Source organism: Gordonia hydrophobica NBRC 16057 (genome assembly GCF_001592365.1).
Lineage (GTDB): Bacteria > Actinomycetota > Actinomycetes > Mycobacteriales > Mycobacteriaceae > Gordonia > Gordonia hydrophobica.
Window position 1 is genome coordinate 98,759 of sequence record NZ_BCWU01000001.1, and the last position, 12,849, is coordinate 111,607.

The 12,849-nt window shown below is 66.5% G+C and carries 13 protein-coding genes and 1 other RNA gene; 12 read left to right on the forward strand and 2 right to left on the reverse strand.

The window, feature by feature from the left end; translation table 11 throughout:
• The first annotated feature begins 9 nt into the window (after positions 1–9).
• The 6 genes from ftsX (at position 10) to GH2_RS00480 (ending at position 5,436) form a co-directional block, all read left to right on the forward strand.
• Positions 10–915 (forward strand): permease-like cell division protein FtsX, encoded by a 906-nt coding sequence (gene ftsX / locus GH2_RS00455; RefSeq protein ID WP_066161664.1) that lies wholly within the window; start codon positions 10–12, stop codon positions 913–915.
• Between the two features lie 88 nt (positions 916–1,003).
• The gene (gene smpB / locus GH2_RS00460) at positions 1,004–1,477 is read left to right on the forward strand and encodes an SsrA-binding protein SmpB (protein ID WP_062393608.1); all 474 of its coding nucleotides are present in this window, start codon (positions 1,004–1,006) and stop codon (positions 1,475–1,477) included.
• Between the two features lie 9 nt (positions 1,478–1,486).
• Positions 1,487–2,245, forward strand: coding sequence for an alpha-galactosidase (locus GH2_RS00465; RefSeq protein WP_066161666.1), 759 nt, complete (start codon positions 1,487–1,489; stop codon positions 2,243–2,245).
• Positions 2,246–2,342: 97 nt separating this feature from the next.
• Positions 2,343–2,715: a transfer-messenger RNA gene (gene ssrA / locus GH2_RS00470) on the forward strand.
• 161 nt (positions 2,716–2,876) lie between these two features.
• Positions 2,877–4,613, forward strand: a complete 1,737-nt coding sequence (locus GH2_RS00475; RefSeq protein ID WP_066161668.1) for a penicillin-binding transpeptidase domain-containing protein — start codon at positions 2,877–2,879, stop codon at positions 4,611–4,613.
• A gap of 58 nt (positions 4,614–4,671) precedes the next feature.
• The gene (locus tag GH2_RS00480) at positions 4,672–5,436 is read left to right on the forward strand and encodes a TIGR04222 domain-containing membrane protein (protein ID WP_066161670.1); all 765 of its coding nucleotides are present in this window, start codon (positions 4,672–4,674) and stop codon (positions 5,434–5,436) included.
• A gap of 209 nt (positions 5,437–5,645) precedes the next feature.
• Here the strand turns inward: GH2_RS00480 and GH2_RS00485 are convergent, their stop codons facing one another.
• Together GH2_RS00485 and GH2_RS00490 are read right to left on the reverse strand one after the other, a co-directional pair.
• Positions 5,646–6,665, reverse strand: coding sequence for an alpha/beta hydrolase family protein (locus GH2_RS00485; RefSeq protein ID WP_084247215.1), 1,020 nt, complete (start codon positions 6,663–6,665; stop codon positions 5,646–5,648).
• A gap of 92 nt (positions 6,666–6,757) precedes the next feature.
• Positions 6,758–8,404, reverse strand: coding sequence for a long-chain fatty acid--CoA ligase (locus tag GH2_RS00490; RefSeq protein WP_066163189.1), 1,647 nt, complete (start codon positions 8,402–8,404; stop codon positions 6,758–6,760).
• A 170-nt stretch (positions 8,405–8,574) separates the two neighbouring features.
• On the opposite strand from GH2_RS00490, the gene GH2_RS00495 reads away from it, so the two are divergent.
• The 6 genes from GH2_RS00495 to GH2_RS00520 are packed head-to-tail and all read left to right on the forward strand — an operon-like array spanning position 8,575 to position 12,649.
• Positions 8,575–9,153: a TetR/AcrR family transcriptional regulator gene (locus GH2_RS00495; RefSeq protein ID WP_066161672.1), complete on the forward strand. Its 579-nt coding sequence runs from the start codon at positions 8,575–8,577 to the stop codon at positions 9,151–9,153.
• Entirely contained in the window at positions 9,153–9,449 is a 297-nt protein-coding gene (locus GH2_RS00500; RefSeq protein ID WP_066161674.1) for a hypothetical protein, read from the forward strand. The genes GH2_RS00495 and GH2_RS00500 overlap by 1 nt, the downstream gene beginning before the upstream one ends.
• Positions 9,446–10,501, forward strand: a complete 1,056-nt coding sequence (locus GH2_RS00505) for an alpha/beta fold hydrolase (protein WP_204700952.1) — start codon at positions 9,446–9,448, stop codon at positions 10,499–10,501. Before GH2_RS00500 ends, GH2_RS00505 begins: the two co-directional genes overlap by 4 nt.
• Positions 10,502–10,504: 3 nt before the next feature.
• Positions 10,505–11,035, forward strand: a complete 531-nt coding sequence (locus tag GH2_RS00510) for a GNAT family N-acetyltransferase (RefSeq protein WP_066161676.1) — start codon at positions 10,505–10,507, stop codon at positions 11,033–11,035.
• A gap of 49 nt (positions 11,036–11,084) precedes the next feature.
• Positions 11,085–11,852 carry an SDR family NAD(P)-dependent oxidoreductase gene (locus GH2_RS00515; protein ID WP_066161678.1) on the forward strand — a complete coding sequence of 256 codons (768 nt, stop codon included), beginning with the start codon at positions 11,085–11,087 and terminating at the stop codon, positions 11,850–11,852.
• Entirely contained in the window at positions 11,852–12,649 is a 798-nt protein-coding gene (locus GH2_RS00520; protein ID WP_372434416.1) for an alpha/beta fold hydrolase, read from the forward strand. The genes GH2_RS00515 and GH2_RS00520 overlap by 1 nt, the downstream gene beginning before the upstream one ends.
• The last annotated feature ends 200 nt before the right edge of the window (positions 12,650–12,849 follow it).

The window sequence follows — 12,849 nt, forward strand, 5'->3', positions numbered from 1 at the left end:
AAGCACCTCATGCGTCTGAACTTCATTCTCGGCGAAGTCCTCAACGGCTTCCGCCGCAACATCACCATGACCGTCGCGATGGTGCTCACCACGGCGATCACCCTCGGCATGCTCGGCGGCGGTCTCCTCGTCATTCAGATGGCGGACAAGAGCCAGAAGATCTTCCTCGACCGCGTCGAGATGCAGTTCTTCATCAACGACGCGGTCACCGCGAAGGATCCCAACTGCCTGGAAGCGCCGTGCACCACGCTGCGCAGCGACCTGGAGTCCGAGCAGGGCGTCGCCTCGGTGACGTTCATCAGCCAGGAGCAGGCCTTCGAGACCGCCAAGCAGTCATGGGAGAAGGAGTCGCCCGAGCTGGCGGACTTCATTCGCAAGGAGGCCTACCAGGGCGCGCTGCGCGTCCGGATGGCCGACCCGGACCGGTTCGGCGCGGTGCTCGACAAGTTCTCGCGCGCCGAGGGCGTCGACGGCGTCCTGGATCAACGCGAACTGGTGAAACGGATCTTCAGCGTGCTCGACGGCGCCCGCAACGCGGCATTCGCGATCGCCGCGGTGCTCGCTGTGGCCGCGATCCTGCTGATCGTCAACACGGTGCAGATAGCGGCGTACACACGACGCACGGAGGTGTCGATCATGAGGCTGGTCGGCGCCACTCGGTGGTACACGCAGTTGCCGTTCCTCCTGGAGGCGGTGATCGCTGCCGTCGTGGGCGCGCTACTGGCGATCGGCGGCCTGTTCCTGGCGAAGATATTCTTCTTCGACAAAGCGCTCGAAGACCTTTACGGTGTGAACATCTTGGCGCGCATCACGTCTGCGGACGTGTGGTTCGTCTCGCCGTGGCTGGTGGTGTCGGGCATCGTGCTCGCCGGCGTCACCGCGTACGGAACGCTGCGCGTCTATGTTCGTGAATGACAGCCGCTGATCGACAGAATCAGTGCTGATAGAGAAGATTTGGCTGATAGAGAAGACTTGGCTGATAGGGAAGATGTGGAGGTCTGCCGTGCCCAGGGAGAAGGGTAAGTCGGTGATCGCGACGAACCGCAAGGCTCGGCACAACTACACGATCCTCGACACGTACGAGGCCGGAATGGTCCTGCAGGGGACCGAGGTCAAGGCGTTGCGCGAGGGCAAGGCCTCGCTGGTGGATGCCTTCGCCACCGTCGACGACGGCGAGGTGTGGCTCAATGCCGTCCACATCGCCGAGTACGGCAGCGGCACCTGGACCAACCATCCGCCGCGCCGTAAGCGCAAACTGCTGATGCACCGCCGGGAGATCGACGGTCTGATCGGCAAACTGCGCGACGGCAATCTGACGCTGGTTCCGTTGTCGATGTACTTCTCCGACGGATACGCGAAGGTCGAACTCGCGCTCGCCAAGGGCAAGCAGGCCCACGACAAGCGGCGCGACATCGCCGAGCGGACGGCGAAGCGTGAAGTGGAACGGATCGTCGGCCGACGCGTCAAGGGAATGTAGCGGTTGGCGGTGCTGCGGAAGCTGGGGGCGACGGCGCTGGCCGTCGTCGCTTGCCTTGCCGTGCTGACCGCGTGTGTGGACTCCGAACCGGAGCAGTCGCGGCCGCTGCCCGCGATCGGATGGCTGGTGGCGGCGACACCGTGTGCGGCCGACGCCGATCAGATCCGCGCGCAAGCCGACCATCTGGTGCAGACCGGATTGCGCGATGCGGGCTTCCGGACCGTCTTCGTCGACTGCGACGGCACCGACCGACACCGGTACCGCGCAGACAACCGGCTCTCTGACCACCTCGCCGAGCTCGGCCTCCACCTCGACTTCCCCGACGCCGCCGAACGAGCGGCGGCGATCGACGTGGCACGCGGCACCACCGCGCAGGTGCGGACCGCGGTGACCCATCGCGTGATCGACGCCGAACCGCTCCTGGCTTCGGCCGACCTCGCGACGCTCGCGCCCGCGACGGTCGCGGCGTTGACGAACCCCGAGGTGACCGGCTTCGTGCGCGACAGCCGCGATGCACCGGGCGCCCCGGTCCTCGATGCGCCGGACGTCTTCTCCCGCGCGATCGGCGAGAAGGGGCTGTTGGTCTCGCTCGTCAACCGCGGCGGCGCGGCGCGGGAGATGTCGGTCCACGTCATCGACCTCGGCCTTGCGGGCGACGACCTCGTCCCCGCGCGGGATGTCTGGACCGGACGACGGATCAAGGCCAGTGGCGGCGCCCTCACGATCCGGGTTCCCGCCGCGGACACCGCGTTGCTGCGCATCGGCTGACCTGCGGAGACACGGTACTCGCGACTATTGGGATGATTCTGTCGGTCGGGTTGGTTAGAATAGGGTGTCCACTGAGAAATCAGTGGGCAACCCCCTCGGGGCCGATCGGTTTCGACTACGTGCATCGAGGCGGGGGAAGCGTGTCGGTGCAGGCTAGAGACCACCGTAAGCGTCGTAGCAAACAATTAAGCGCCGATACCAATCAGCGCGACTACGCTCTCGCTGCCTAATCAGCGAAGCTAGTCTGTCGGCCCGGTTCTCCGTTCCCGGAACCGGATGCCGGCATCAGCTAGGGAACTTACTGTCACCGTCGGTCGCGGGCGGTGACAGGACAACAAACAGCGACTGGGATCGTCATCCCGGCTAGTTCGTGAGACCGGGAGATCCAAGTAGAGACAGAGCGGACTGCACACGGAGAAGCCCCGCTGAAGTGACGGAGGACCCGGGTTCAATTCCCGGCGGCTCCACTTGAGGCCCCCTGCCACACCGGCAGGGGGCCTTTTCGTTGTCGAGCGGGTGACGACTGTCGTTCGGTGTCACCAGGTGGCACCGAACGACAGTCTCGGTTCCCGATCCGCATCCAGACGTCCGGTGTTTGCAGCCGTGCCGCCGCATCGGTTGACTGGATGGCATGCGCCGTCTCGTCCTCGCCGTCGTGCTCGTTCTCCTCGCGGCGGTCGCCGTCGCCTGTGGCTCTGAGCCGTCGCCGGCGCAGCGCCTCGCCGAGGCACTGACGAGTAAAAACGCCGCGGCGGCCGCGGACGCCACCTCCGATCCGACCGCCGCGACGAAGGCGTTCACCGGCACCTTCGACGGCATGGGCGACGCGAAACTGCAGGTGAGCGTCACCGGCGACGAAGACAGCGGGCTGTCGTGGACCTGGAAGCTGCCGCACGACCGGACCGTCGAATACGACACATCGATCACCGAAGCCGACGGCGCGGTCCGCTGGAGCCCGACGCTGATCCACCCGAAGCTGACCGCAGGCGGACGGTTGCTCTACAGCGACGACAAGACCTACGACGTGCCCGTCGTCGACCGCAAGGGCAAGCCGGTGATGACCTGGCAGGAGGTCACCGTCGTCACCCTGGACCCCGCTCATGCTGATTCGGCGCGCGAGGTGGCGGCGAAGCTGACGCCGGTGACGCAGTCGATCACCGCGGCGTCGATCCGCGCCGACCTGCAGGATGCGAAGACGCCCGTCACGGTCGTCTCGCTGCGTGCGGCCGACGCGAAGAAGGTCGGTCGGCTCGACGGTATCGCCGGCGTCACCACGCGGACCGAGGGACGACTCCTCACAGCGACCAAGGACCTGAACTCGCCGGTCGTGTCGGGACTGGAGGAGAAATGGCGCGCCTCGATCGACGACGCCGCGGGCGCGACCGTCCTCCTCGTCGACGCGGCGGGAAAGCCGACGGGCCAGGTGCAGACCTTCGACGGCCGCACCCCCACCACGGTCGAGACCACCCTCGACGTGTCGCTGATGCGCGCCGCCGACGCCGCGGTCGCGAAGGAGAAGCGACCGACGATGCTCGTGGCGATCCGGCCGTCGACCGGCGGAATCCTGGCCGTCGCGCAGAACTCGGCCGCTGACAAGCAGGGACCGATCGCGCTCACCGGCCTGTATCCGCCCGGCTCGACGTTCAAGACCATCACGACCGCGGCGGCGTTGCGCGAGGGCATCGCGAAACCCGACTCGATGCTGCCCTGCCCGGGCAAGCAGCGGTTCGGCGACCGGGTGATTCCGAACGACGACGAGTTCGACCTCGGCACGGTGCCGCTGCACACCGCCTTCGCGCGGTCGTGCAACACCACCATGGCCGCGCTGTCGACCAGACTCGACGACACCGCACTGACGGACACCGCCCGGATGTTCGGCCTCGGCGTGGACTACACGATCCCCGGCGTCACGACGATCACCGGATCGGTGCCTGCGGCGAAGAGCGAGACGCAGAAGGTGGAGAACGGCATCGGACAGGGAACGGTCACCGCGTCACCGTTCGGCATGGCGATGGTCGAGGCGAGCCTTGCCGCGCGGCGAACCGTGACACCCACCCTGATCCAGGGGCAGAGCACGGGTGAGAACGCGACGCCGCAGGACATTCCCGCCGACGTCGTCGACGCGCTGCGCTCGATGATGCGGGAGACCGTCACGGCGGGTACCGCGACCGCGTTGCGCGACGTTCGCGGCCTCGGCGGTAAGACCGGCACCGCGGAGTTCGGCGACGGCAAGCACGCGCACGGGTGGTTCACCGGCGTGGTCGGCGACCTCGCGTTCGCGACCCTCGTCGTCGGGGGAGACAGCTCCAGCCCGGCTGTGCAGGTCAGCGGTGACTTCGTGCGCGCCGTCGACGGCATCACGCCCTGATCCTGAGGATCTGAGCAGACCACTGTCGTTTGATGGGGCGATATGACACGCTGGTGCGATGGGCTTTGTCGGGAACCCAGAATCGTTGAGTCGTCTCTACATCGCGGTGTTGCTCATCGTGTGCATGACGTTTGTGTGGAGACAGTTTCTGCTGTGGCGAAAGAGCGTGCCGACACCGGGGCGCGAACTGACGCCGACCGAGGTCGGCGGACTGTTCGGGCACCGTTACGCGGTCGCCGTCGCGCTGCTGTGGCTCGACGAGTCGGCTGACGAACACGGTCATCGGTCAGCCGAAGAGGTGGGCGGCGACGCCTACACCGCCTACGTGGCGCGCCGCGGGCGCGTACTGACGAGCCCGACCGTCGCGGCGGTGAGCGAGGCGACCCACGACCGACTCACCGAGATGACCGACTACCTGATCGGGCGCAATCTGCTCGCGAGCGCGCGTGATCGTCGGCTGGCGCTGGCGCCTCTCGGCGTGGTCCTTGCCTTGCTGATCGTGGTGTCGATCGCGATTGTGCTCGACGGCGGGGGCGTGGACGTCGTGGTGCCGCTCGTCTTGATCGTCGGGGTGCTGTTGGCCGCCGGCATCCTCCGCTCGCGTTTCGGCCGGACACGGGCCGGCGACGCATACTTGCAGAGTGTCGCAGCGCGGTATCCGGCAGAGGCGTTGCACACCCCGAAAGACTGGGCGTATCGGGTCGCGGTCCACGGTCCGGTGGTGCTTGAGGCCAAGAGCCACGACCGCGGCGCGTGGCACCGATCGGCTGTCAACGCGCTGTCGACCGACGACTACCGACGGCAGCCGGTCGGCGCGCGTTGACCGAGCCGCCCGTCGACCAACGAAAAGCGCCTCGCCCGAATCGGGCGAGGCGCTGCCATCGGTCGAGGTCTACTGGACGCCCGAGAACACGGACTTCAAAAGCTCGAAGAGCTGGGGGTTGTCGGTCAGGGTTGCCCACAGTGCAGAATCCATCGGGAAACCACCTTTCTCTACTGAATGGGAGGTACGTGAACCACCGTACCCGGTCGTTAAGTATTGCGTGTCGCGAAGATCCGGAGTGCGTCCAGATACCCGGGTGCGTAGACGGTCGACGGCGCGAAGATCTCACGGGCCGATACCCGGAAGTCGTCGCGATACTCGATGTCCTTCCGGGTGATGCGGTGCGTGGCGTCGTCGAAGCGGGTGACGGTCAACAGATCAGACCGGACCTTCTGCCGGTACACCGTCTCCGTCTCGTCGACGTCCACGGTCCGGTCCCTGGTGCCGAGGACCAGGAGCAACGGCGTGGAGATTCGGCTGAGCGAGGCGGTGGCATCTGATCGGCAATTCCGTTCGACGAAGGACCACCGTTCCTTCGACATCGGATGCGGATCGGTCCGCGCCTTCAGGTAGGTGGCGTAGTCGGCACCGGACTCGAGGAGTGAGACCTCTCGCGCGTGGCGATCGAGTGTGCCGTCGACGTCTGTCGGCGCGACGTTGCGGGCGGCGAGATCGGCGCGCAGACGGAACTCCTCCTGGCGCAGCCAATTGATCGCGGGTCCCACCAGGACGGCGAAGCCGATGTCGTTGCGGGCGGCCAGGACCCGGGGCACCACCCAGCCGGCCTGGCCGATGCCCCAGATCCCGAGGCGGGTGGTGTCGAGGTCGGGGCGGGTGTAAGCCCACGAGATCGCGGACTCGACTTCGGCGGTGCGGTCGTGCATGGACTGGTCGAGCCAATCGCCGGGGGCGCCGTTCACGCCGGGCTTGTCCCAGGAGAGAGTCGCGAACCCGGCCTTCGCATAGGCGCTCCACAGCGGCTTGTACGTGTCATCACGGCCGGCGTCGGCGGGACCGTCGCCGTGGACGAAGACGACGAGACCGAACGGTCCGTCGCCGTCGGCCGGCGTGGAGAGGACCGCATTCAACTCCCCGCGCGGTCCTTCGAGCGTGACGCGTTCTTCGTGCAGTCCGAAGTCGGAGGCGACGAGGATCCACACGGTGGAGCCGATGACCAGCGCGATGATCACCCCCAGCGCAGCCAGCGTCAGTTTCTTCGTGCGGCTCACGCAGCGAGTGTAAACCGCTCGACCGACCGGAATCGCCGAAGGCCCGGCCGCCCGCGTGGGGCGACCGGGCCTTCCCGGCGAAGCGGAGGTGATCAGGCTTCGGGAGCCCCGAGGACCGTGTAATCGCCTTCCGCATACGACTGGCGGACGCGCTTCTTGTCGAACTTGCCGACCGAGGTCTTGGGCACCTCGGTCACGAACGACCAGCGCTCGGGGATCTGCCACTTCGGCAGACGCTCGGCCAAGTACGCTTTGTGTGCGTCGACGTCGGCGTCGTCCTCACTGCGGACCACGGCGAGAACGAACGGGCGCTCATCCCATTTCGCGTCCGGGACGCCGATGACGGTGGCCTCGACGATGGCGGGATTCGACGCGATGACGTTCTCGAGCTCCACCGATGAGATCCACTCGCCACCGGTCTTGATGATGTCCTTGGCACGGTCGACGATCGTCATGAACCCGTTCGGGGTCACGGTGACGACGTCGCCGGTGCGCAGCCACCCGTCGTCGAACTTGCCGGGGTCGGTCACGTTGCCGTCCGGCTGGAAGTACGAGGCGGTGATCCACGGACCCGCGACCTCGAGCTCGCCGCGCGACTCGCCGTCCCACGGCTGTTCCACGCCGTCGTCGCCGATGATGCGGGCGCGGACCATGGCGGGGAATCGGCCCTGGGTGACGCGGTAGGAGAAGATCTCGTCCTCGTCGGTGAGTCCGGCCGGTGGATGTGCGACGCTGCCCAACGGCGACGTCTCGGTCATGCCCCAGGCATGGACGATGGTGACGCCGTAACCGTCGAATTTCTTGATCATGGACGGCGGAACGGCGGCGCCGCCGACGACGACACTGCGCAGGTGGGTGATGTCCTGCGGCTTGGCGTCGAGGAGGGCCGAGACGCCCTGCCAGATGGTGGGGACGGCCGCGGCGAGCGTCGGCCGGGTCTCGGCCATCATGGCCAGCAGCGGCTCCGGCTGCAGGAAGCGGTCGGGCATGATCAACGTTGCGCCCGCCATCATCGCGGCGTAGGGGATGCCCCACGACATGACGTGGAACATGGGGACGATCGCCAGCATCGAGTCGGCGTTCGACAGGCCCATGCCCATCGTGGTGGTGACCATCGTGGAGTGCAGGTAGATGCTGCGGTGCGAATAGACGACGCCCTTCGGGTCGCCGGTGGTGCCGGAGGTGTAACACATCACGGCGGCGGTGTTCTCGTCCAGTTCCGGCCAGGCGTAGGTGGTCGGCTGACCGGCGAGCAGGTCGTCGTAGGTGTGGACGGTGACGCCCTCGGGCGCGGTGATCGCGTCGGCGGGGCCGTTGCAGACGACGACATGCTGCACGTTCGGCGTCCCCGTCAGGTATTGGGACAGCATCCCAGCGACGGTGGCGTCGACGAAGATCACCTTGTCGTCGGCGTGGTTGATGATGAAGACGGCCTGCTCGGGGGACAGTCGCAGGTTCAGCGTGTGCAGGATGGCGCCCATCGACGGCACGCCCGCGTAGACGGCTTGATGTTCGTTGTTGTTCCACATGAAGGTCGCGACCCGGTCGCCTTCGGCCACGCCGAGGCCCGCGAGGGCGTTCGCGATCTGAGCGGCCTGGTCGCCGATCTGCGCGAAGGTCGCTTCTCGTGTGCCCTCGCCGGTCCACGTGACGATCTTCGCTTCCGGAAACACTCGGCGGCTGTACTCGACTAGGTCGGCGATACGCATATCCCCGTGCTGCATTGTCGTCTCGATCATGCTCTCTCCTTCGAAGTCGTCGCACATGTGAGGTGCCACCGGGATTTCTCAAACGAGGGCCACATCATGGACCCACTGAGATAGTGTTCCCGATTACGGGCAAATCTGCACCATTTTGCTGAAATGGTGCAGAATTACAGGTAGTCACGACTGGCAAAGGACCTGATCAGATGATCGACTACGACGCCGTGCTGGATACGGCTCGAGATACGTTCATCACTCGCGGTCGAATCGAAGTGGGTGAACTCGCGCAAACTGTCGGGGTCAACCGAAGCACAATCTACCGTCGGTTCAACGGCCGTGACGGTCTGTTGGCCGAGGTCATCTGGTCGATGGCCGACCTTGCGCTCAATACGGCCCACCGACGGGCTGCCGGTGTGGGCGCGGTGAAGATCGCCGAGATGCTCGGCGAGTTCGCGGCGATCTCGAACCGGGACGTCGCCTTTCGCCGCTTCCTCGCGCACGAACCGGAGCGGGCATTCAAGATCATGACCACGTGGAGCGGGGGAGTGCAGCCGCGCATCGTTGGTCGAGTTCGCGACTTCCTCACCGAGCAGGTGACGGCGGGCGCTCTTGTTCCGTCGTTGCCGCTGGACGATCTGGCATTGATTCTGGTCCGAATCACCGAGACCTTCGTGTATGCGAACCTCATCACGGGCGAAGAGCCCGATGCGGTCAAAGTGCGTCAAGCATGCGCAGCCATGCTCGGCGCACCGGCCGATCCGGCAACGTTTCGGAAGGCGAGTTGATGGACCTGTCCTTGCGCGCGCTGTACGACGCCGTCGAGCGAAGAGTCACGCCGGTCGTCGAGGACGTCGTGCACTCCGGGGAGTTCAGAACGGCGAATCAGGTGGCCGGGGGTGTGCAGCGCGCGGTGGGCCGCAGAGTGGGAGGCGTCGTCGCATCAATGCTGCACATGGTGAACCTGCCGGCAGGCACCGATGTGAAGAAGCTTCGTCGTCAGATCGGCGAACTCGACTACGAGGTCCGGCAGTTGCGTCTGGAGTTGGCCGCGCGTGACGCCGAACGGGAGTCGGAGAAGTGAGCATCGTCGAGAGCGTGCGCCGCGAGGTGGAACGCAACGCACTGCGCGCCCGTAACGGCATCAAGATGGCCGCTGGGATCTCCAGCGTCCAGACCGGACTCACTCCGCGCGATCGCGTCTGGCAGAACGGACGTGCAGCGTTGTATCGCTACCGCAACGACGATGTCCGCTACCGTCCGCCGCTGTTGGTCGTGTTCAGCGTGGTGTCCAAGGCGTACATCCTGGACCTCACGCCCGGGAACAGCTTCGTCGAGCACCTGCTCGCCGGCGGGTTCGACGTCTACCTCCTCGAGTGGGGCGAGGCCGACGAGCGCGACGCCCGCAACGGGTTCGAGTACTACGTCGACGGCGCGATCCCCGCCGCCGTCCGGGAAGTCTGCAAGCGGTCGAAGGTCGACGAGGTCAGCCTGATCGGCTACTGCTTCGGCGGCGTCCTCACCCTGCTGCACGGGGCCCACCATCCGGACGCGCCGATCCGCTCGCACACGGTGATGGCGTGCCCGGTCGACTACGCCCGGATGCCGCTCGCGCTGGCGATGACCGGCGGCGACGACCTGGAAACCATCCTCGGCGACGACGGCAACGTCCCCGCCGACGTCGTCTTCTCGGCGTTCCGTTCGCTGAAGCCGACCGCCGACATCACCGGGTACGTCGATCTCCTGGAGAAACTGTGGAACGACGACTACGTGCAGGCCTACCAGGCCATGAACGGTTGGGCGTCGGATCACGTGCCCATGGCCGGCGAACTCGCGCGGCAGATCTCGACGATGCTCGTCGAGAAGAACGGATTCGTCGAGGACGACCTGGTCCTCGGCGGCGACCGAGTGAGTCTGAAATCGATCACCGTGCCCTTCATGGCGGTGTTCGGGGAGAAGGACCACATCGTGCCCGCCGACGCGGCGTCGCCCGTCCTGGACCTGATCGGCTCAGAACAGAAGACGGAACTGCGGCTCACAGGCGGTCACATCGGGCTGGTCGTCGGCCGCACGGCCGCGAAGACCACGGTTCCCACCATCATCGAATTCCTCCAGAAGCAGAGCGAGGAGAAGTAGCACATGCCTGCTGAAATTCGAGGTCTCAGCACCTCCGACGTGGCTGGACTGAACGCCATGTTCGGGCGGCTCTCGGACCTGGACCTGACCCTGATCCGCGAGGATCTGCAGAACCCCGAGCACGTCGCGGAGATGGCCGCCTCGCCCGACCTGCGATGGGTGGTCGTCGACGGTGACGACATCGTCGGCTGGGCGACGGTCAATCGGCTCCCCGGCTGGTCGAATCACGTCGGTGAACTGCGGATCGTCGTGGTCCCGCAGGCCCGGGGCGCGGGCCTCGGCCGAGACCTCACCAAACAGGCTCTCCGCGGCGGCTTCGGCGCGGGCCTGGAGAAGATCGTCATCGAGCTCGCGGCCGGTCAAGAGCGGGTGATCGAGTTGTTCTCCAGTCTCGGATTCACCGGTGAAGCCCTGCTCCGCGATCACATCCGCGACCGCGACGGGGAGCTCCACGACCTCATCGTCCTCGCGCACTACGCGCGTGCGGGCCTCGACACGCTCGAGGCGATCGGCGTCGTCGACGCCCTCGGCTGACCTGCCTCACCCGTTCCCTTCAGACTTTCGATCAGGAGATACAACAGAAATGTCAACAATCCTCGACACCTTTCGCCTCGACGGCAAGGTCGCGCTCGTGACCGGTGCATCGAGCGGCCTCGGCGTCGGCTTCGCGAAGGCCCTCGCCGACGTCGGCGCCGACGTCGTGCTGGCGGCACGGCGCACCGATCGCCTCGCTGACACCAAAGCTGCGATCGAGGCGATGGGTCGTCGTGCGCTCGCCGTCACCACCGATGTGGCCGATCCCGACCAGTGCACGGCGGCCGTGGAGGCGGCGATGGCCGAGTTCGGGCGGCTCGACGTCCTCGTCAACAACGCGGGCATCGCGGACTCGGTCCCCGCACTGCGGCAGGACCCCGACGAGTTCCGCAAGGTGATGGACGTCAACCTCAACGGCACCTACTGGATGGCGCAGGCGTGCGCGCGGGTGATGCAGCCGGGAAGCGCGATCATCAACATCGCCAGCATCCTGGGCATCACGAGCGTGCTGATGCCGCAGGCAGGCTATTCGGCCAGCAAGTCGGCCGTCATCGGTCTCACACGCGACCTGGCGCAGCAGTGGACTCCGCGCAAGGGGATCCGCGTCAATGCGCTGGCGCCAGGCTACTTCGAGTCGGAGATGACCGGCGAGTTCGCCGAGGGCGTGCTCGAGAGCCGCGTGGTGCCGCGGACTCTGTTCGGTCGCCTCGGCAACGCCGGGGAGCTCGACTCGGCGCTCGTCTTCCTCGCCAGTGACGCCAGCAGTTACATGTCCGGGCTCACCATCCCGGTCGACGGCGGAATGCTGACGAACTGATGACCGCGGCCCCGACGAGGTCAGACCCGACCGCCGTGACCCGGCGTCCCGCACACAAGCCGAGTCTGGCTCTGACATCGACTGACTTCACGCGGGCCGTCTGGGAGCTCGGCGCGTACGCATGGATGTGGCCGACGATGGTGTCCGCACCGATCAGCGACGATACGCAGCCGGTGCTGGTGCTGCCCGGGTTCACCACCCCGGATATGACAACGCTGCCGCTGCGCACCACGCTCAAGGCCCTCGGCTATCCGACGTACGGCTGGGGTCTGGGCGTCAACATCGGGCCGAGCCGACGAATCCTGCGCGGCATGCGGCGCAGGCTCGACGAAGTCTACGACGAGCACGGGCAGCCGGTGAGCCTGGTCGGGTGGAGCCTGGGCGGCATCTTCGCTCGGGAGCTCGCGCGAGAGACGCCGGAGAAGGTGCGGCAGGTGATCACCCTCGGCAGTCCGTTCCGGATGGAGACGGAGGAGCAGAGCCGCGCGAAGCCTGCGTTCGATCTGATGTCGCCGTTTCACGCTCGGCCGCTCGGCGTCCCGCTGGAGGCCGACGCGCCGCCGCTGGCGATGCCGTCGACCGCTTTCTACAGCCGGTACGACGGGGTCGTCGCCTGGCAGACATGTCGCGACCAGCCGACTGAGCTCAGCGAGAACATCGAGGTCGTGAGCTCGCACCTCGGATTCGGGCACAATCTGGCGGCCGTGTGGGGCGTCGCCGATCGACTCGCCCAACCCGCGGGCCGACTCACGCCGTTCACACCGCCTCGCTGGCTGCGGCCCGCGTTCCCGAGGTAGATCCGCGCCGCCGGGTCCCCGCCTCCGTCCGCTTAGCGAAAAGATCTGCCCGAGCAGCACTCTCCGTCGGCAATGTTCCGTCGGAGAGTGCTGCTCGGGCAGATTTTTGCATCCTGTCCGCACACACGTCGAATGCGTCTTCCATCTCACTGCAAGGACAATGTGATCCGTATCTCATAGTGAGACGGTCGCATCGCGCT